Source organism: Acinetobacter sp. C26M (assembly GCF_023702675.1).
Lineage (GTDB): Bacteria > Pseudomonadota > Gammaproteobacteria > Pseudomonadales > Moraxellaceae > Acinetobacter.
Genome location: NZ_CP098478.1, coordinates 289,121 through 311,374, shown reverse-complemented (window position 1 = coordinate 311,374; position 22,254 = coordinate 289,121). Strand labels below are relative to the sequence as shown.

Below are 22,254 nucleotides of genomic sequence, written 5' to 3'. Positions count from 1 at the left end.
ATGTCATTCATCTCTGCACCTGCCTATATCTATGCAGTCGTGGAATTATTGTGGATCAGCTTGGGTTGTTTTCAAAAGCGTTTGCAAATTAGCAGCTTTCGGTTTTACAAGCCAGAACTTACGACTATAGAAGTCGAACTCATTACGGATCTTGTAGGCCCAAGCACTACCCGTCTCTTGGATATGTTCATCAAGAATACGCAGTAAGTTTTCTTTGTGGTCTTCCATCGCTTCTGTAGAGATACGATTTAGATCAATAAGTTCGTGGTTATAGTAGTCAACAAAGTCATTATCAAGATCAAGTACATAGGCGAAACCACCGGTCATACCTGCACCGAAGTTATGACCCACTTTACCAAGTACTGTCACCACACCACCTGTCATATATTCACAACAGTGGTCGCCCGCACCTTCAATCACCGCAAAAGCACCTGAGTTACGAACCGCAAAACGCTCGCCCGCAGTTCCTGCAGCAAAGACTTTACCGCCAGTCGCACCATATAAACAGGTATTACCAATGATCGCGGTATTTTGGGTTTGGAATGGTGAACCTTTTGGTGGGAAGATCGATACACGACCACCAGCCATACCTTTACCGACATAGTCGTTGGCATCACCTTCCAGTTTGATATGCAAACCACCTGCGTTCCAAACACCAAGTGACTGACCTGCTGTACCAACTAGATTCATCACCACTGGGTTGTTTTCCATACCCAAGTTGCCATAACGACGTGCAATTTCACCTGAAATACGCGCACCAATCGAACGGTCACAGTTCCCTACTGTGAAGTTGAATGAGCCGCCAGCACCTGCTTCAATTGCAGGTAACATCTCTGCCACCATTTTCTCCGCCAACACACCTTTATCAAATGGTGCATTACCTTGAACTTGGCAATATTGCGCCTTGCCTTCAGCAGAAGGATGCGACGTTAATAGTGCACTGAGATCTAGATGCGCATGTTTGTCTGTTTCACCCGGTAAAACTTCAAGTAGATCAACACGACCAATCAAGTCTTTCAGTGATGCAACACCCAATGCAGCTAACCATTCACGTGTTTCTTCTGCGATAAACTTGAAGAAGTTGATCAGCATTTCTGGCTCGCCAATATAATGCTCTTGACGTAAATGGTCTTGTTGCGTTGCAACACCTGTCGCACAGTTATTCAAGTGACAAATACGCAGGTATTTACAACCTAATGCAATCATTGGGGTCGAACCAAAGCCAAAGCTTTCAGCACCTAAAATTGCTGCTTTCACCACGTCTAAACCTGTTTTCAAACCACCATCAGTTTGAACACGCACTTTACCACGCAAATCGTTCACACGAAGCGCCTGATGTGCTTCACTTAAACCAAGTTCCCATGGTGAACCCGCATGGTGAATCGATGAAAGTGGCGATGCTGCTGTACCACCGTCATAACCAGAAATGGTAATGAAGTCGGCATACGCTTTTGCAACACCTGCCGCAATCGTTCCAACACCTGGTTCAGAAACTAATTTTACCGATACCATCGCCTGAGGATTGACTTGTTTCAAGTCAAAGATCAATTGTGATAAATCTTCGATCGAATAAATATCATGGTGCGGTGGTGGTGAAATCAAGGTCACACCCGGTACTGAGTAACGTAAACGTGCAATTAAGCCATTCACTTTACCCCCTGGTAACTGACCACCTTCACCTGGTTTTGCGCCCTGCGCCACTTTAATCTGTAATACTTCAGCAGAGGTTAAGTATGCTGGAGTTACACCAAAACGACCTGATGCAATCTGTTTGATTTTCGAGTTACGAATCGTGCCATAACGCGCAGGGTCTTCACCACCCTCACCCGAGTTTGAACGACCGCCAATGGTATTCATGGCAATTGCAATTGCTTCATGTGCTTCTGGTGATAATGCACCTAAAGACATGCCTGCAGAGTCAAAGCGTGGAAGAATATCTTCAATCGTTTCAACTTGATCCAATGCAATCGAGTTTGCTGTTTTTAACTTAAATAAGTCACGGATCGTTGCAACAGGACGGTTATTCACCAGCTCTGCATATTCTTTAAAGTCAATGTATTGACCAGAGCGCACCGCTTTATGCAAAGCGTTAATCACGTCTGGGTTAAACGCGTGATACTCTTTACCAAATACGAATTTAAGCAAACCACCTTGATCAATCGGTTTACGATGCTGCCAAGCTGTGGTTGCCAATTTTTTCTGATCATTTTCAAGGTCAGCGAAAGTTGCACCTTGGATACGGCTTGGTACGCCAAGGAAACACTTATCAACAACTTCAGATGATAAACCCACTGCTTCAAACAATTGCCCACCACGATAAGAGGCAACTGTAGAGATACCCATTTTAGAAAGGACTTTCAATAGGCCTTTCTCGATCCCTTTACGGAAGTTGGCTTGTGCGTGGATTGGGTCACCCAAAAGTTCACCTTTCGCAACCAAGTCATTGATCACATCATAAGCGAGATATGGATACACCGCTGTTGCACCAAAGCCTAACAAGACTGCAAATTGGTGTGGATCACGGGCAAAACCCGTTTCAACTAAAATATTTGCATCGGTACGCAAACCAGTTTTAATCAAATGATGGTGTACTGCACCTGTCGCCAATGCAGAGTTTGCAGGCAAGAACCCTTCACGGAGATTTTTATCCATTAATACAATCAAAGTTTTGCCATCACGAACAGCTTGTGCCGCTTCTTCGCATATACGTGCGATTGCTGCTTGCAGACCTTCAGCTTCTGCATAGTTCAGATCGATATCAACAACACCATAGCCTTCGCGTTCTTTTTCAACATCACGAAGCTGCTGCATTTTCGAATTTGACAATACAGGGCTTGAAATGATGATACGGTCCGCATGTTCTGGGCCTTGCTCAAACACATTCTGTTCACGCCCCAAACAGGTTTCCAACGACATTACAATTGATTCACGTAATGGATCGATCGGTGGATTGGTCACTTGCGCAAACTGTTGACGGAAGTAATCAGATACATGACGAACTTGGCGAGACAATACTGCCATTGGCGTATCATCACCCATCGAGCCTACCGCTTCCTGACCGCTTTCCGCGATTGGACGCAATAACTGGTCGCGCTCTTCAAATGTCACCATAAACATTTTTTGCGCAGCTTTTAATGCATCACCTGTTAAACCCTGATCAAGCAACTGCTCTTCAAGTTGAGGATTAGCTTGCAAACGGATGGCATGGTCACGTAACCATTCACGGTATGGACGCATGTTTTTAAGATGGTTGCTGACATCTTTGGTATCCAGCACTTTTCCAGTCAAAGTGTCGATCACCAAAATTTGCCCTGGGCCAACACGGCCTTTAGAAACAACATCTTCTGGCTCGTAACCCCACACACCAATTTCAGACGCAAGCGTGATGTAATCATTCTTGGTAATCACCCAACGTGCTGGACGTAAACCATTACGGTCAAGCATACAGATCGCATGACGGCCATCTTGAATTACCAAGCCCGCTGGGCCATCCCAAGCTTCCATGTGCTTAGAGTTGAACTCATAGAAAGCACGTAGGTCGGCATCTAAAGTTTCAACGTTTTGCCATGCTGGTGGAACCAACATACGTAGCGCGCGGAATAAGTCCATACCACCGCCAACCAAGATTTCAAGCATGTTGTCCAAGCTTGATGAATCCGAGCCAGTACGGTTCACAATTGGATTTAACTCAGTTAAACCTGGAAGTAATGGATTTTCAAATTTTGGCGTACGTGCCAATGCCCAGTTACGGTTTGCGGTAATGGTATTGATTTCACCATTGTGTGCAAGGTAACGGAATGGCTGTGCCAATGGCCAACGTGGCAAGGTATTGGTCGAGAAACGTTGGTGGAACACCACAATATGTGACTTTAAACGTACATCCGCCAAGTCAGTATAGAAGTCAGCAATTGCAGCTGGCATCATCAAGCCTTTATAGCTGATGACAGTAGTTGCCAAAGTCGTCACGTAGAAAAGTGGATCGTTCTGTAATTGTTGTTCTGCACGACGACGTGCCAAGAAGAGCTTACGGTTAAACTCAACTTCAGTTAAACCCATTGGGCAATTTACTAAAATTTGTTCAAATGCAGGCAATGATTGCAGCGCAATCTCACCTAAGGCATCATTATTTGTTGGTACAATACGCCATGCTGCAACAGTTAAGCCTTCAGCAGCAATTTCTTTATTCAAAATACTTTTTGCATGTTGTGCTAAAGCAGGATCAATGTTCAGAAATACAGTACCTGCAGCAAAAATCTCGGTCAGGTTACTACCTAGTTTTTGAGCTTCATCACGGAAAAACTGCTTCGGCATTGCCAATAACAATCCGCAACCATCTCCTGTCTTACCATCCGCGGCAATACCTCCACGGTGCGTCATGCAACTTAAACTGTGAATCGCAGTTTCGACCAGATGATGGCTTGATTCACCCTTCATGTGGGCAATCAGACCAAAACCACAGTTATCCTTAAACTCGTCAGGCTGATATAAACCTTGAGCGGGAGCTACAGTATTAGGCGATGGCATGTGCATAGCGTACCCTTCTTTCAACATGGCTCTTTCGAGCAACAAACAATCAATTCATTTTCTGCGATATTGCCGATTAACTCATACAAAGTTCAATGCTTCGCGAAAACATTTTTCTTGGCGAATTTGCAATATACGTCTTTCCTTTACAAGATTGCACCCTATAAAGTGTTTTCAGTTATTACACCTTCACCTATGTTTGTAAAGCACAAAAACTTTCCATTTCACCCAATTAATGAACTGTTTAGCACAAAACAGGGCAATGAGCAGACAAATTAGCACCACAAAAAAGCAAAAAACATGCCATATAGGCATGTTTTTACTAAATCATTAAAAAAGTTAAAATAACATCAAGATACGGGGATGAATGCACGCATTTTTGTGCGTAAAAATGCACCAAAAACTACCACACCGCCATAAAAAGAACCATAAATGCGCAATTATGGTGCAATGCTAATTAAAAGGATCACTCACTTCACGCTTCGAAACATCTGAACTTTCTTTTATTTTTTCGGTAGTTGCAGCTGGTTTTGGTGCCGATTGAGTTTGCTTCACGTTCACCACATTGCCCTGTGCATCACGTTGTGTCACTGTGGTTTTCACTGTCGTTGATGTATCTGCACTACGTGCGCTTGTCGTTGCTTGAGAACTCGTACTTCCTATGAGTAAGCTCTCATCCACACGCGGCAATGCAGCAGGCCTTAACTGAACAGCATAGAGTTGATTGGTTGCCGACTTCATTTCATCAGAACCCAAATCATTCACCAAAGCTGCGTAACTTGATAATTGATGAGCAGTTGGCTGAATGGTCTCAGGCAATTCCAAGTTCAATTGTGCAAATTGGCGACTCGCATCTTCAGCGCTAGAAAACACACCATAAGCGAGAACATATTGCTCAACCTGATCTTCACCACTCAAACGGAAATAGACAAACTTTCTGCGATCTTCACGATTTAACAAAAAGTTTTTCACAATCGCTTCGTCTGTACTACGGAAAACTTCCATGGTCCATTGGCGCTGATTTTCCTTAATAAACTTAGTGCCACGAAACTCAGGTGCATGATCATTGGAAACGACGACACGAGTGGTTAAATCCAAAGGTTTAACTTCATCCGAAAGCGCACCCAAATGTGCCGTCGCAGCAACCTTTTCTGGCTGAATCTGAACTTGGGTTTCAGTTTGAGATGGCTGTTCTTCTTCGACCAAGGCCTTACTGTCGGTAATACCCCAAAATACCAATGCAGCAATTAAACAAGCTACGGCAAAAACCAGCCAGCTATATTGTTGAATATTTTGCCAAATTGATCGTGATACAGCCATGCTTTTCCCAAATGATTAATTATGCAGATTGATTTGCAAGAATAGATTGTTTCATCAGCTCAATATCAAAGTCTTTGGTAATCACCGCTTGTCCTAATTTTTTCAATAAAACCAAACGTAACTGACCATTTAAGACCTTTTTGTCATGCGACATATAAGCCAAGAACTCATCTAATGGAATTTTTGGACATGATATCGGTAAATTAGCGCGTTGAATGATATTTTTTGTACGTTGTAAATCTTCCGTAGAGATCCAGCCTAAACGCTGTGACAAATCAGCAGCCATGACCATACCTGTTGCAACTGCCTCACCATGCAACCAAGTGCCGTAACCTAGATAAGATTCAATCGCATGACCAAAGGTATGTCCAAGGTTAAGTAAAGCACGCTCACCCTGTTCTTTTTCATCATTGGCAACAATGCGTGCTTTATGCGCACATGAACGGTAGACAGCTTCAGCCAAGAGATTTGCATCACGAGCAACCAAGGCAGCCATGTTTTGCTCTAACCAAACAAGGAAATCAACATCACCAAGCAAGGCATACTTAATCACCTCAGCCAAACCTGCAGAAAGCTCACGATCAGGTAAGGTATCTAGCTGTGCCATATCAGCAAGCACCACCTGTGGCTGCTGAAAAGCACCCAGCATATTTTTACCTAGGGGGTGATTAATTCCAGTCTTACCACCAACACTGGAATCAACTTGCGACAATAAAGTCGTTGGCACTTGAACAAAATTTACACCACGCTGGAAGCATGCAGATGCAAAACCAGCCATATCTCCAATCACACCACCACCTAAAGCTAAAACCGTACAATCACGATTAAAGCCAGCTTCAAGCAAAGCATCAAAAATTAAATTCAGATGCTGGATGTCTTTATATTTCTCGCCATCTGGCAAAATACATTGCGCCACTTGCTTATCTAGCTGGGTTAATGCATCCAAGTAATGTTGTAAATACAGTGGTGCAACCGTTGTATTGGATACCAACATGATTTGACGACCATGTAGATACGGCTCAAGTAAGGTTTTGGGATCTAAATGACTGCCAATAAAGATTGGATAACGACGATCACCTAACTCAACATGTAACGTTTGCATAAACTTAGACCAACCAGAAACTACTTAATTTGTTTAGATAAAATGACTTGCAAAATACGCTGTGCTAAATCCCGTGCTGCGCCTTGATTCGTTTCAATTATATAGTGTGCAACCTCACGATATAAAGGATCGCGGATCGCCAATAGATCACGTAATTTTTGCTCTGGATTTTCGACTTGTAATAATGGGCGATTTTTATCACGGTAGGTTCGCTGCAGCTGTAGCTCTACAGGAGTATAAAGATAAACAACTATTCCACGTTGTTTTAAAAATTCACGATTTTTCGGTTGTGTAACAGCACCACCACCCGTTGCCAACACTAACAATGAACGAGAAGTGAGATCATTTAAAACATTGGTCTCACGTAACCGGAAGCCAGCTTCCCCTTCTTTTTCAAAGATCCATGGAACTGTCGCACCTGTTTTACGCTCGATCTCATGGTCACTATCAATAAAATCCCGACCAAGTAATTCTGCTAAATGCCGACCAACTGTTGTTTTTCCTGCCCCCATTGGCCCTACCAAATAGATATTTGGTAGGGTTTCAAACGCTTTGCTTGGCAACGCGCCACCTATATTCATTGCAATTATTGAAAATATATTAATGATTTCTAGTCAAAGTGTCATTAACAATTCTCGGCGTCACAAAAATAAGCAGTTCACGTTTATTATCGGTTTTCATATCTCTACGGAATAATCGCCCGATATATGGTAAATCCCCCAAGAAAGGCACTTTAACTTGAGAGCTGATATTTTCCTGTTCAAAAATTCCACCGAGTACCACTGTTTCACCATTATCCACCAATACATTTGTATCAATTTGATTTTTATTAATGGTGAGCTGTCCTGTTGGTGTAGGTGTACTTTGTGAATCTTTGGTAATGTTCAGCTTCATCATGACCTTACCCTCAGGGGTAATGCTTGGTGTGACATCTAGACTCAAAGTTGCATCAATAAATTCTGTTTTAGGTACTGCATTTGCACCACCACCAGAAGAAGAGGTATAAGGAATTTTCTTACCAGATTCAATTTTTGCTGGTTGCTTATCAGCAGTCATAACTTTTGGTGTTGAAATCACCTCACCATAACCATCCGCTTGAACTGCAGATAACTCTAAATCCAACATAAAATCAGATAAACTAATCAAACCAAAAGCAATACGACTTGCGCCTGGTGTAACAGCACCTAAATCCACATTTAAGTTATCTGGTCGTTCAATTTCATATTTCCAACCACCAGTATCACCATCTTTCTCTGGTTTACGTAAGTTCCATAAAGTAGTATCACTACCACCCACTAATAAGTCGTTATTATTGGTAATCCCTTGCGATAAAATTCCCCACTTGACTCCCATTTCTCGGGTAAAATCAGTACTAGCACTGACAATACGCGCTTCAATCATCACTTGCTTGACTGAAACATCGAGTAAATCAACCATCTTCCGGATCTGATCAATCTTTTGTGAAGTGTCATTTACAATTAAGGTATTAGTTCGCGGATCAGTCGATACAGTTCCTCTTGGGCTTAACAAACCACCAACCAAAGTATCATTACTTATTGATCCTGAACCACCAATATTACTTGTATTTGCATTTTTACCTTGCGTAATGAGCTTTTCAATATCAGCGGCTTTTGCATAGCTTAATTTAATATATTCTGTTTGAATCGGTGCAAGTTTAACGCTCTGTGCTAACGCTTTTGCCTCCTCTTCTTCAGCCTTAATCAATTCAGAAACAGGTGCAATCCAGATCACATTACCATTACGGCGTTTATCCAAATTTTTAGTTTTTAAGACGATATCTAATGCCTGATCCCAAGGTACATCTTTTAGGCGCAAAGTGATATTGCCTTGAACGGTATCTGCTGCAACCATATTGATGCCAGTAAAATCCGCCAATAGTTGCAGTACACGACGTACTTCAATATCTTGGAAATCTAAAGAGATTTTATTACCCGTATATGTTTGCGACTTAGCTTTAGTCGGAGACTTATCTTCAGGACGTTTCAAGCTAATCGTCAACTTATTTTCCGCTTGATATGCCATATATTCATAGCTACCCGCAGATTGAATAGTAATGACACCATTCCCCTTATCATTATAAGCATCAATACTCGCGACAGGTGTCGCAAAATCATTGGTATTTAAACGACGCGCTAAATGTGTTGGGATTTTATTACCAGCAGTACGCACCACAATCTTGCTGCCTTGCTGCTGCACATCCACTGGGGTGTTATTACCCAACAAATCAATCACAACCAAGCCTTCAGCTTGATTACCTCTTTGGAAACCAATATTGGAAACACCTTGTTGTACCTGTCGAACAGCGGCAGCAGGTGTATTTATAGTAGCAGGTTTGGCTGAGTTAATTTTAAGAACAAAGGTATTGCCTTCAACACGTGTTGTAAAGGCACCCGCATCTTTTAAATTCACAATCACACGGGAGCGTTGATCATCTGATGCAATGTCGATCGAGCTCGCTTCAGCAGTTGATACTGGAATCGAGTTTTGCTTGAGGCTCTGCTGAGCTTTATCAAAATCCAAAATCAAACGAGAAGGTTGCTCTAGCTGATATGCCTGTGGTTGTGGCGGTAGACCATCAAACATCACACGAATTTCCGTGCCTTGATCTGCCAAACTCATTGGTACAATATTGGTCATACTCACTTGCGCCGATGCAACTTGCATCACTGCGATAGCGACCGCACCCATAGAAAATTGACGGAATGCATGATTCATGGTCTTCGCTTCCCCAAATAAAGAATCTTTAAACTGTTTTTTCATTTTTATTCCCTTAATCTTACGGCGCTGGTCCAATTAAAACGAGTGTACGAGGTCTCTCGACATAGCCTTCTCGACCATCAGGTACAATCTCCACCAAATCGATTTGGGTTGGGCTAATTTTAATAATACGCCCTTGATTCATACCCAAATAACTTCCGACTTGCACACGTTCAATTTGACCGTCTGGTGTTTGAATCAGGGCAATCGTATTGCTGGTTTTACCACGCATACTGCCCTTCATATTCAATGATTCCAGCGCATAACTCTCTAAAGGCTGTGGCTGGCGATTAAAATTCGGATAAACCCGCTTACCCGCCATAATTTTCAATTCAGCGGCCAATGAACTTGGCATAAATGGGCTTTTAAGCTGATGTGCTGAATAGTTAAATAATGGCACAGGGGTAAAAACGGGTGCTGGCTCAATTGGCAAAGGTGGCTGATTACGAATTTCTGCCATCTTCTGATTCACTGCATCAATACGTGAATCACACCCCACCAAACTCGCCCCAATCAAGAAACCAAGTAATAATTTATAATTATTCACTACTATTTTCCTCCTTGCGCAGGTGGAGTAGTTGCTGTAGCTGCACCAGCAGCATTATTCGTTTGCTCATCTGCCCCAACATAACGATATGTTTTTGCTTTAACGGTATAGTTCACTACAGGAATGTCTGATTTTTTCTGTGTATCTGCTGTTGCTTCAACCGTAAAATCATGCAAAGTCACGATCCGAGGTAAAGCAGCAATACCCGTTACAAAAGCACCAAAGGCGTGATAATCACCTGTCGCATCAATACTGATTGGCTGTTCAATAAAGAACTCTTGCTTCACTTCATTCTCAAGACGAATATTTTTAAATTTCAGCCCAGAGTTCACGCCCGTTAAGTTAATGTCTTCAACCAAGCTTGGAATTTCTGTTTCTTTTGGTAGTTGCTCTAACTGTTGATTAAAATTGGCTTCCATTTCTTGCAATTGCGCTTGATATTGTTGCAAATTACGCAATTTTGAATCTTTTTCTTTAAATTCATTCAGCAAACTTTGTTCTTGAGCTTCTGCATTTGCAATTGATTCAAGCTGAGACTTAATCACCACAAAATAGCCCAATGCAGCAACCGCCAAGAAAACGAAAATCCAGCAGGTAATTTTGACCGATAACGGCCAACTGCCATAATTATTCATATCCAGCGTATTGAATTGCTGGAAGAATTGGTCTACCGTCATTTTCTTTTTCTTTGTAGCAACGGTGTCTTGATTTAAATCATCTGATTTATCTAATTTCATTTTGCCACCCCGACTACCCCTGATGCCGCTGCTTCTGACGTTGGTGCAGCTTCTGCAGTTGTCCCGATTTCACCTAAATCCACAGTGACAACAAAGCTTCCATAATTTTCCTCAACACGAGGCACCAAAGAACTTGCTGTTTTTTCTTTATTTTTATCTTCATCCACAGCAAGGAAGGAATTCATAAAGGCATTACGATACCAAGGCGAAGCTTCTAAATTACGTAGAAGTTCAGCCACCGTATTTGGACTTTCAGCTTTACCTTCAATCGTGAATTTATCCCCAGTACGCGTAAACTTGGTTAAATACATGGTTGGAGGAGTAACTCGAACCAATTCATCAACCAAACGCACAGTAACAGGCCGCTGTCCTTGCAAACCTTGAATCAGTTTCATGCGCTCAATAATCGCATTACGTCGTTCTTGTAATCCATCAAGCGCTTTCAACTGGGTATCTAAATTTTGGTTGGTACTGACAATCAGTTGATTGGCTTGTTCTTGATCATTCAATTTGTGATCAAAATACATCCACCCCGAAAAAACCGATGCAACCCCTAATGCAGCAACCCCAACACAAAATGCGACAAACTGTTTCTTTCTTTGTTCTCTTAGCTCATCACGCCAAGGGAGTAAGTTAATCTTTGCCATTAATCAAAACTCCTTAATGCCAAACCACATGCAACCATCAAAGAGGAAGCATCGTTTTCAATTTTTTTAATATCAATTTGGGGAGAAAAACCCATTTGTAGGAATGGATTGGCAATAGTGACGCGATAACCGAGTTTTTGTTGTAATAGCTTAGCTAGGCCTGGAATATTGGCATTCCCTCCAGCAAGTAAAATATGATCTATTTCATTGAATTGGGAAGATGAAAAGAAAAATTGAAGTGACCGCGCAGCTTGTTGTACGACGGCATCCAAGAAGGGTTCAAGGACCTCTGTGTCATAATCATCTGGTAAGGTTCTTTCTTTTTTGGCACGTCCAGCTTCTTCAAAAGAAAGACCATAGCGACTCTGAACATCTTGGGTTAGCTGGCGGCCACCAAACACTTGCTCACGTGTATAGATGATCTTGCCTTTTTGCATTACAGATAACGTGGTCATAGTATGACCAATATCTAAAATACCTACCGTGTTTGCGCCCATCGGTAATGTATCTGCAAACACACTGAAGGCACGTTCCATTGCATAGCTTTCAACTTCTGCAATTTTTGCAGTTAAACCCGCTAGTTCAAGCACTTCTACGCGCGTGTCTACATTCTCGGTGCGCGTTGCAACCAAGAGCACATTTACCCGGTTTGGATTGGCCAAACGATCAGGTAAAACCTCAAAATCTAGGCTCACTTCATCTAATGGGAACGGAATGTATTGCTCAGCATCCATACGAATTTGAACTTCTCGTTCTTCATCCGTCATGTCAGCATCCATCTCGATGATCTTATTAATGACCATCGATGTCGGCACTGCAATCGCAACATTCATGGTGTGAGGGTTCGCAAGGTTTACCACTCTCTCAAGTGCATCCCCTACCGCCTCTGGATTCAGTATGCTTTTTTCGACCACACTGCTCTCAGGCAATGGCATCACTGCATAACTTTCAACCCAATATCTACCGTTCTTTACAGAGAGCTCCAATAATTTAACAGTTGTCGAACTAATATCGACACCCGTTAACCCCTTATTTGGTTTACGATATAACCTGAGCACAGTACTTTCCTATTTATTTTTTTATCCCCAAAAATACAACACACTAATTTGTTTTGGTCTTTAATTGCTACGGATACAATAACTCATCTAACAATCCGCATGTCTAAAGGATATACTGACCACAATTAGTTTGCCATTCGCTCTTATTAAAACTTACTTATTATGAAAAAGCTATCCAGTTCTGGTATTGTTCGCCCATTTTTTTTGATCGTTATTATTATCTTAGTCTCACTTCCAATGGGATTTTATGGCATGTATCTCTATCTCGCACCTTCACTGCCAGATATGAGTTCACTCAAAAAAGCGCCTTTACTAAAACCTTTGCAAGTTTATACAGCAGATAATCAGTTAATTGCGGAATATGGCGGAAAATTATCAATACCAGTTAAGTATGAGCAGATTCCACCAACATTTATTCATGCTTTTTTAGCAGCGGAAGACTCATCCTTTTTTGAACATAACGGTATTAGTTTTAAAGGGCTTGGGCGAGCGCTAACTGAATCTGTTACAGGGTCTGATGTCCAAACTGGGGGCTCAACCATTACCATGCAGGTTGCAAAGAACTATTATTTAAGTCCAGATCGAACACTTCGTCGCAAACTAACTGAAGTGTTTTTGGCACGAAAAATCGAGCAAAACTTAACTAAACAAGAAATTCTAGCTGCATATGTCAATAAAATTTTCTTAGGTAAAAATGCCTATGGTATTGCTGCCGCTGCACGTGTCTATTACAACAAAAATATTGGCGAGCTAACCATAGCACAAATGGCAATGATTGCAGGTCTACCTAAAGCACCTTCAAAATATAACCCCGTAGTTAATCCAGAGCGTGCGCTTGAACGTCGTAACTGGATTTTAGGGCGTATGTTACAGCTGGGCTATATCAACCAAACCCAATATCAACAAGCAGTTGCAGAATCCATCAACTTAAATATGATTGATCGCTCAGTCAGCAACGTCTTTCCCTATGTAGGTGAAATGGTTCGCTCAGAACTGGTTGAACATTTTGGTGAACAGGCTGTTGACTCAGGTTATAAGGTATACACGACGATTGACAGTAATCGTCAACGTTATGCAGAGCAATCCATTCAAGATGGCTTAGAGGCTTATGATCGTCGTCATGGCTGGCGTGGTCCTGAAGCACATGACAAACCACTCAAACAATTTATTGCTTATGCAAACACTTATCCTGCCCAAGTAATCAAGGTCAATAACAATTCTTTTGATGCCTTGATGCAAGATGGCTCAACAGTAACGGTCAACTGGTCTGGAATGTCATGGGTTCGCCCGTACCGTAATGCCAATAGCGTCGGTGGAGCACCGTCGAACGCCTCACAAATTGTCAAAGTCAAAGATATTATTCGTCTACGTCCAAATGAAGGCAAAACGGTTTGGTCTTTGGTCCAAGTGCCGAAAGTCCAAGGACAGCTTATTGCAATTAATCCCAATGATGGTGCAATTGAAGCCGTTGTGGGCGGTTATAACTTTTATCAATCGAAGTTTAATCGTGCAATACAAGGTTGGAGACAGCCAGGTTCCACCATTAAGCCTTTTGTCTATGCGCTGGCTTTGGAACGCGGTATGACCCCATACAGTATGGTCAATGACAGTCCAATCACTATTGGCAAGTGGTCTCCAAGAAACTCTGATGGCCGCTATTTGGGTATGATCCCATTACGCCGTGCGCTTTATTTATCCCGAAATACAGTTTCTGTCCGTTTATTACAAAATGTTGGGATTGAACGTACTCGTCAATTGTTTATGGACTTTGGTTTACAAGAAGATCAGATCCCGCGTAACTATACTATCGCTTTAGGTACACCACAGGTACTACCAATTCAAATGGCGACAGGTTATGCCACTTTTGCCAATGGCGGCTATCGCATTCAACCACACTTCATTAAACGTATTGAAGATGCCGCTGGTAAAGTTATTTATGAAGCAAAACCTGACTATGCATGTATCCCATGTATTAGTAATCCAAACGCAAGTAAAGAACAGCAAACTGCTGAAGCAGAAAAAGATAAATCTAAAGACCAAGTAACCGAAGTTAGCAATCAGACTTTAGATGACGTGACAGCTGCTTCTGAAGCGCCAATATTGACCGCTGATGCTGTACAGACAGCAAAAGCCAATAGTGATTATCGTCAAGCACAACGTATCTTAAAATCAAGCTCAGCCTATGACATGGCTAACATCTTACGTGATGTCATCCAGCATGGTACAGGACGAGCTGCACTTAAAATTGGTCGTGATGATTTAGGCGGAAAAACAGGAACAACCAATGATGCCAAAGATGCTTGGTTCGCAGGTTTCAATGGCAACTTAGTTGCGATTGCTTGGGTTGGCTTTGATCAGCCACGTACACTGGGTCGTCGTGAATACGGTGGTGTGGCTGCACTTCCAATCTGGACCAACTTCATGGGCAAATCTTTAAAAGATACACCATCTGCATGGGTCCGTTTGGATAAAGAAGCGAAAGATCCTATCTCTCGTGATAAGTTACAAATCCAGCAAAGCGAAGATAAAAAAGAGTATCGTGCTTCTCCACCATTGGCGCGCCCGCTTTATCGCCCTGCACCACCTGCACCAGTTCGCTCAACACAAAATGATTTTTCAGATTTACCTGGAACCACTCCAGTAACTGATGAACAACCGATTGTCCCAGCGAAAAAGCAGCCACCTGCAATGGGTTCAAATTCGCAGAATCCACCACCGAAAGAAAAGGATGGGATTGAGCATTTGATCAATCAAATCCAGTAAATAAAAATGAAGCCATCACATTGATGGCTTCTTTCTTTTCTGAAACAGATAAATTTGAAAGGCTGCTGTGGCCTCAAAAATCTGCGCTTGTTCCAAGGCTTTACGTCGCTCAGGATTGGCTTTGTAGGCGTAAGGGGTCATTGCAATCAAATTCTTTAACGCTTGCTGATCCAACTGCATTGGTGCTTCAACGATCTGTGCTTGCTTTAACTCAAACTGAGCATCCAGCTGCTGCACAAACTTCTCTGGCTCATGTAAATTGACTTGCTCAAATAGGGCTTCACGCAAATCATAGAGATGTTTCGGTGCAGGGGTCACAACAATTAAATATCCATCGTCACGCAAGACTCTGAAGATTTCATCTTGAGGAATTGGACTAAATAAGCTGGTACAGATATCCAGTGAGTGATCCTGCACAGGTAAGGTTGCACCTGTTCCAACCACCCATGTGACTTTTGAATTTAATTTTGCTGCGCGCTGTACCGCTGTTTTGGCAATATCCACCCCAATACACTGCTGGGTATGTGCTTGCATAGCACTGGTGTAATAACCCTCACCACAACCAATATCTAAAACTGCTTGAGGTTTAAGTTGCTGTAGAATTTCAACCACGGCTTGCTGCAAGGGCTGATAAAAACCTGCTTGCAAAAATTCACGACGCGCCAGCACCGACTCTGCGGTATCACCTGGGCTTTTGCTGTGCTTATGCTGCACCACATGCAAATTGACATAGCCTTGTTTAGCTACATCATAGAGATGCCCTTTTTCACATTGCCATGAGTTTTCAACCAAATTCAAGGATTGGCGACAAACAGGACACATCAACAAACTCATCTATTTTCTCCAAACATAAAAAAAGCTGGTCATCACCAGCTTCTTTCTTGAATCATGGTTTAACGTAATTTTAGCGTCATTAAGCCTAATACAACGAGGAAGATGGTAATAATCCAGAAACGGATCACTACTTGTGTTTCTTTCCAGCCTTGCTTTTCATAATGATGATGTAACGGTGCCATCAAGAACACACGCTTGTTACGCATTCGTAATGAACCGATCTGCAAGAATACAGAGATCGCTTCCATCACAAAGACACCGCCCATAATCGCAAATACGATTTCTTGACGAACCATGACCGCAATCGTACCCAACATCGCGCCAAGTGCCAACGCACCAACATCCCCCATAAACACTTGGGCAGGATGGGCATTGTACCAAAGGAAGGCCAAACCAGCACCAACCATGGCAGAACAGATCACCACCAGTTCAGAAGTATATTTTACATAAGGAATATGCAAATAATTGGCAAAACGAATATCACCAGATAAATAAGCAAATACGCCTAATCCCGCTGCGACCATGACAATTGGCATAATCGCCAAACCATCCAAACCATCCGTCAAGTTAACCGCATTGGATGCGCCATTAATCACCAGATAGGTAAATACAATAAATGCAAAACCTAATGGTACAGCTGAAAGTGGAATAGAAAGATTTTTAAAGAATGGAATCAACAAATCCAGCATATTGGCTGTATGTTCAATGCTATCTTGTTGTTTTGCAATTACGTAAAGGGCAATACCTGCACCTAAAGAAGCCACCGATGTCCAGAAAAATTTCTTGCGTGCGGGTAAGCCTGCATTGTCCTTATAACGGACTTTAATCCAGTCATCCGCCCAACCAACAGCACCAAATACGACCATCACTCCAAGCACGATCCAGACATATGGATTTGATAAATCAGCCCAGAGCAAGGTGCTAATCCCAATGGAGAGCAAAATAAGAATCCCACCCATGGTTGGGGTTCCCATTTTTTTGGCATGGTTTTCTGGCGCAAAAGAGCTCACCGCCTGACCATATTTTAATGCCTGTAATTTACGAATCATGACTGGACCTAAAACCAGTCCGATCGTCAAGGCCGTCAGTAAACTCAATAAAGAGCGCAATGTTAAATAACGAACAACCTGAAACGAACTGTTATAGTCCGCCAATTGCTCAAATAACCATAACAACATTTAAATTTTCTCCATCAAGTCAGCCATCAACGTTTCCATATGGGTATAACGAGACCCTTTAAACAGGAAACTCATTGACTGGGGTTGATGTGTTTGGACTAAATTAATTAAAAATGGCAATGCTTCTGCCTGTGTTACAAAGGCATGTAACTTTTCTGAGTGCGATGAACCTTGTTGCGCTGCTTCAGCAAACTCCCCCACCACAACCAATTGATCAAGCGGCATATTCGCCAAGTCTTGTCCAAGATCATGATGTTCTTGCCAGCTACTATCACCTAGCTCACCAATATCTCCCATCACCATGACTTTTAAGCCTTGTTGCTGCAACAAAACCTGTGCCGCTGCACGCATCGAAGTCGGATTGGCATTATAAGTATCATCAATAAAAAGGTGATTTTGATGTTGGATAAAGTTCAAACGCCCTTTAGCACCTTGCGCTTGCTCCAAACCTTGCACAATGTCATCCAAAGCAATACCAAGCGCGAGCGCAAATGCGGTCGCTGCCGCTGCATTCTGCACATTATGTGCCCCTGCAAATGGCAAATTCACCGCACGTATACCTTGTGGTGTATGCAAATTAAATTGTGCCGATTGTGGGTGTAACTGCAACTCTGTTGCATAAACATCACCACCTTCACCAAAACTCAAGATCGGATGTGCTTGTGCATTTTGACGAATGGTCTCACTAAAATCATCTTGTGCAGGGACGATTGCAGTGCCTTGAGGCAAAATATGCGCATAGATTTCCGATTTAGCACGGGAAATGCCTTCGCGCCCACCAAACTCACCCAAGTGTGCGGTGCCGATATTCAAAATCCCTGCCACATGTGGTTGCACCAAATTCGAGGTGTAATCAATTTCACCTTGATGGCTGGCACCCAGCTCCATCACAGCATATTGATGTTCTGGGCGCAGCTCTAGCAACATCATTGGCACGCCCAAATCGTTATTCAAGTTACCACGGGTAATTAAGGTGGGTGCCAAACCAGATAAAATACTGCCCAACATTTCTTTGGTCGTGGTTTTGCCACTACTGCCTGTTAAAGCAATCACCTTAAGTTGCGGATTCTGCTGACGACGGTAAGCACCGAGTTGCCCCAAAGCCAAACGGGTATCTTTTACAATCAGTTGTGCAATATCTGCATCGATTGGATGTTCAACAATAGCGATCTGACAACCTTGCGTTGCAACTTGCGCGACAAAATTATGCGCATCAAAACGCTCACCTTTTAAGGCAAGGAAAGCATCGCCTGCTTCTGCATGACGTGAGTCAGTTAAAATACGTTTAATTTCACCTTGTGGAACATTTTGCTGAAACCACTCACCTTGGGTCGCTTGTTGTAATTGTTCTGCGCTCCAAGCTTGTAATGGAACGGTACTGGTGGTTGAAGTATGCATACGCTATTTACCTTTTAACCTTATTATTGCGCAAGATAAGCTGAATCGACAGAATGTGGTTGTGCATCAATCGCAGACTGTACTTCAACTACATCATCAAACCAGTGGCGAACTCCATCAATTTCTTGATAGTTTTCATGACCTTTGCCTGCAATCACCACAATATCACCTGCTTGAGCCTGAGCCACTACAAATTTAATCGCTTCACGACGATCATGAATTTCATGCATCACATGTTCCGCAAAATGAATCCCTTGTTTCATGTCTGCAAAAATCTGTTCAGGATTTTCAGTGCGTGGATTGTCTGAAGTTAAAATGATAGGATTGGCATGATCTAAAGCAGCTTGCGTCATCAATGGACGCTTACCGCGATCACGATCTCCACCACACCCAAACACCGCCCAAAGCTGTCCTGTGACATGACGCTTTAAGGTCGTCAATACTTGAATTAAAGCATCAGGGGTATGTGCATAATCCACTACAAATAAACGATCTGCGTCTTGGATCACTTGCATACGACCCGGTGCACCTATGAGCTGAGGTACAAACTGAACTAAATCAGCCAAGGCAAAGCCGGCATACTCTGCTGCAATCAAGCTCGCCAATAAGTTCTCAACATTAAAGTGCCCAAGTAATGGGCTTTGTACTGTATATGTACCAGTCGGACTGGTCAGTGTAAAACTTGCCCCACTGAGACGATACTGCAAATCCTCAATATAATAATCCGCTGTCGTTTGAGTTAAAGAATAAGTCAAAATTTTAGGTTGTGCGGGATTAGCCTTCGCAGCATCTACCATTAGATATGCATGTGCATCATCCAAGTTAATCACTACGGCTTTTAAGGTCGTGAATTTGAATAATAAGGCCTTGGCTTCAGCATAAGCCTCCAAAGTACCGTGATAATCCAGATGATCACGACTTAAATTACTATAAACCGCGATTTCAAGGTCGCAGCCGTTCAAACGGCCTTGTTCTAAACCATGTGAGCTGGCTTCCAATGCGACAAAGCTCGCCCCCTGTTTGGCATAGTCATGTAGGGCTTGTTGTAATTGTAAAGCGTCTAAAGTGGTATGTGTTGATGGGGTTAAATTCGGCAGAATCCCATTCCCCGTGGTCCCCATCACAGCGCAACCTTTACCTTGTGAACTAAGCAATTCAGCAATCAGACGCGAAATCGTGGTTTTACCATTGGTTCCCGTCACTGCAATACCGCGTAAGGGCTGTACAGGATCAACTGCTTGCAAAAATTGCTTTTGCCATCGGCCCATCAAATAACGCACATCTGGACACACCCATTCATTCTCGAAACCTAAAGCAGTCTCACTAATGATCGCCAATGCCTCAGCATCTATAGCATTCTGGGCAAATTGACGTGTTTTTTCAGGTTGGCTATAACTACTCAGAGCAATAAAAATTTGCCCTTTCTCAACCTTACGACTGTCTAGACAAAAACCCTGAAAAGGCTGTGTATACCAAACCGCATCGATGTTGATCGGATGTATCTGTTGAAAACTAATCGACATAATCTACCTACGGATTGGATTTTATAGAAGTATCTAGTGGCTTATCTAAAGGCACATTCAGTAACCGTAAGGACTCTTGCATGATGCGTGCAAACACAGGCGCTGCTACCAAACCACCGTAGTAGCGACCTTGTGGGTTTTCAACCACCACAATCATAGCCAAACGCGGATCACTGATCGGGGCGACGCCTGCAAACAGTGCACGATATTCACTATTTGAATAGCCTTTACGGTCTGCACGTAATTTATGTGCCGTCCCTGTTTTACCGCCAACACGATAACCTGGGATTACAGCTTGTTTCGCGGTTCCACCTGGCATGGTCACTTGTTCAAGCATAGTCAGAACTTGATCAGCAATTTTAGGTGCTAATACTTGCGTACCCTCAGGGGCCTTGTCTAACTTACGCAAGCTCAATGGCATTTGTACACCATGATTGGCCAACATGGCATAACCTTGTGCAACCTGCAGAATGGTTGCATTCAAACCATAACCATAAGCCATGGTTCCCAACTGAGATGGGTTCAGTTTATTGCCAGAATAAAGCAAACCAGCACTTTCACCCGGGAATTTCACCGCTGAACGATGACCAAAGCCTGCACGTCTAAAGAATGAAGGCACAGTATCTTTTGGTAGAGACAAGGCAATTTTTGCTGAGCCGACGTTCGAAGATTTAATAATGACGCCTGAAACTGTTAATGCACCGTAGTTATGGGTATCACGAATAGTATGCCAGCCTAAGCGCATTGAACCCGGTGATGTATTCACAATAGTATTAGGTGTATATTTACCGCTTTCCAAAGCAGCAGCCACAGTAAATGGTTTCATGGTTGAACCAGGCTCAAACATGTCAATCGCGCCACGGTTACGCATCGCATCTTTATTACCAAGACCATTTTTATCATTCGGGTTATACGACGGCCAACTGGTCATCGCCAAGATTTCACCCGTTTTAACATCCACTGCAATGGCCGTTGCTGAACGTGCATTGTTGGCAACACCCGCAGCGGTTAACTCCCGATACATAATATATTGCAAACGAGAGTCGATACTCAGGGTGACATTCTCACCAGATTCAACTTCTTTAATTACTTCCGAGACTTTAAGGCGATTCCCTTTTTTATCTCGGATAATTTTTTGCTCACCATCAACGCCTGACAACTGTTTATTCAGTTGCATTTCCAGACCTTCAATCCCCATCCCTTCACTATTGGTCAAACCAATAATCTGGGCATTCGGTTGCGGTTGCGGGTAGTAGCGTTTATAACTTTTCTCGGCGTAAACACCTTGGAAATTGCGTTTGGTAATTAAGTCTGCTTGCTGCGGTGGAATTTCTTTTTGCAACACCAAATAGCGTGAACGCGGACGCGCCTGCATTTGTTTCTTTAAATCTGCACGATCAACACCAACAACATCTGCCAATTCATCTAGGTTCAGATTCTTATCGGGCAATTGACGTTTTAATTTACGATTATTCGGATCTTTTTTGAGTTCTGCTGTGATGTCATCAAACTGCTGTTTGGTTTCCCAATAATCTCGTGGGTCAATCACGATTTTCATAATCGGGGTGCTAATCGCCAAAGGAACACCGTGGCGATCACTAATCACGCCACGCATCGCCTCAAGTCGCTCAGTCCTTAAAATGTTGGCATTGGCTTTATTTTGTAAGAAGTCTTTATTGACTACCTGCACATAGAAAGCACGCGCAATCAGCACAACAAAGCACAGCAGTACTGTGCCCCAAAGCAAATAAAATCGCCACATATCTAAAGCAAGGGTGGGTCTTTCAGAAATGGACTGCTTTTTTTTCCGTATTGGTTTGCTTCGCTTATCTGCCATACAGCATG

14 protein-coding genes and 1 pseudogene are annotated in these 22,254 nt (G+C 42.7%); 1 reads left to right on the top strand and 14 read right to left on the bottom strand.

Annotated features, from left to right (window positions below):
- Positions 1-45: 45 nt before the first annotated feature.
- The 9 genes from gltB to NDN11_RS01410 all read right to left on the bottom strand — a co-directional run bounded on the left by gltB (position 46) and on the right by NDN11_RS01410 (position 12,713).
- The gene (gltB, locus tag NDN11_RS01450; protein WP_251110571.1) at positions 46-4,524 is read right to left on the bottom strand and encodes a glutamate synthase large subunit; all 4,479 of its coding nucleotides are present in this window, start codon (positions 4,522-4,524) and stop codon (positions 46-48) included.
- Between the two features lie 453 nt (positions 4,525-4,977).
- Positions 4,978-5,844, bottom strand: coding sequence for a hypothetical protein (locus NDN11_RS01445; RefSeq protein WP_251110570.1), 867 nt, complete (start codon positions 5,842-5,844; stop codon positions 4,978-4,980).
- A 19-nt stretch (positions 5,845-5,863) separates the two neighbouring features.
- Entirely contained in the window at positions 5,864-6,946 is a 1,083-nt protein-coding gene (aroB, locus tag NDN11_RS01440) for a 3-dehydroquinate synthase (protein ID WP_167248609.1), read from the bottom strand.
- Positions 6,947-6,966: 20 nt separating this feature from the next.
- The gene (aroK, locus tag NDN11_RS01435) at positions 6,967-7,527 is read right to left on the bottom strand and encodes a shikimate kinase AroK (protein ID WP_251110569.1); all 561 of its coding nucleotides are present in this window, start codon (positions 7,525-7,527) and stop codon (positions 6,967-6,969) included.
- A 19-nt stretch (positions 7,528-7,546) separates the two neighbouring features.
- Positions 7,547-9,682: a type IV pilus secretin PilQ gene (locus tag NDN11_RS01430; protein WP_251111463.1), complete on the bottom strand. Its 2,136-nt coding sequence runs from the start codon at positions 9,680-9,682 to the stop codon at positions 7,547-7,549.
- A 61-nt stretch (positions 9,683-9,743) separates the two neighbouring features.
- The gene (locus NDN11_RS01425) at positions 9,744-10,271 is read right to left on the bottom strand and encodes a pilus assembly protein PilP (protein ID WP_167248608.1); all 528 of its coding nucleotides are present in this window, start codon (positions 10,269-10,271) and stop codon (positions 9,744-9,746) included.
- A 2-nt stretch (positions 10,272-10,273) separates the two neighbouring features.
- On the bottom strand, positions 10,274-11,008 hold the full coding sequence (locus NDN11_RS01420; protein WP_251110568.1) for a type IV pilus inner membrane component PilO: 735 nt from the start codon (positions 11,006-11,008) through the stop codon (positions 10,274-10,276).
- Positions 11,005-11,655, bottom strand: a complete 651-nt coding sequence (locus NDN11_RS01415) for a PilN domain-containing protein (RefSeq protein WP_251110567.1) — start codon at positions 11,653-11,655, stop codon at positions 11,005-11,007. Before NDN11_RS01415 ends, NDN11_RS01420 begins: the two co-directional genes overlap by 4 nt.
- Positions 11,655-12,713 (bottom strand): pilus assembly protein PilM, encoded by a 1,059-nt coding sequence (locus tag NDN11_RS01410; protein ID WP_004803903.1) that lies wholly within the window; start codon positions 12,711-12,713, stop codon positions 11,655-11,657. The genes NDN11_RS01415 and NDN11_RS01410 overlap by 1 nt, the downstream gene beginning before the upstream one ends.
- Positions 12,714-12,875: 162 nt before the next feature.
- Here NDN11_RS01410 and ponA point away from each other — a divergent pair, with 162 nt between their 5' ends.
- Positions 12,876-15,476 (top strand): penicillin-binding protein PBP1a, encoded by a 2,601-nt coding sequence (ponA, locus tag NDN11_RS01405; protein ID WP_251110566.1) that lies wholly within the window; start codon positions 12,876-12,878, stop codon positions 15,474-15,476.
- Between the two features lie 15 nt (positions 15,477-15,491).
- Here the strand turns inward: ponA and NDN11_RS01400 are convergent, their stop codons facing one another.
- The 5 genes and pseudogenes from NDN11_RS01400 to ftsI form a co-directional block, all read right to left on the bottom strand.
- A complete protein-coding gene (locus NDN11_RS01400) occupies positions 15,492-16,310 on the bottom strand; it encodes a putative RNA methyltransferase (protein ID WP_251110565.1) in 819 nt (272 codons plus the stop codon).
- 59 nt (positions 16,311-16,369) lie between these two features.
- On the bottom strand, positions 16,370-17,488 hold the full coding sequence (gene mraY / locus NDN11_RS01395; protein WP_251110564.1) for a phospho-N-acetylmuramoyl-pentapeptide-transferase: 1,119 nt from the start codon (positions 17,486-17,488) through the stop codon (positions 16,370-16,372).
- A complete protein-coding gene (locus tag NDN11_RS01390; protein ID WP_251110563.1) occupies positions 17,489-18,886 on the bottom strand; it encodes a UDP-N-acetylmuramoyl-tripeptide--D-alanyl-D-alanine ligase in 1,398 nt (465 codons plus the stop codon).
- Between the two features lie 23 nt (positions 18,887-18,909).
- Entirely contained in the window at positions 18,910-20,409 is a 1,500-nt protein-coding gene (locus NDN11_RS01385; protein WP_251110562.1) for a UDP-N-acetylmuramoyl-L-alanyl-D-glutamate--2,6-diaminopimelate ligase, read from the bottom strand.
- A gap of 3 nt (positions 20,410-20,412) precedes the next feature.
- A pseudogene (ftsI, locus tag NDN11_RS01380) lies at positions 20,413-22,246 on the bottom strand (penicillin-binding protein PBP3).
- Positions 22,247-22,254: the final 8 nt, after the last annotated feature.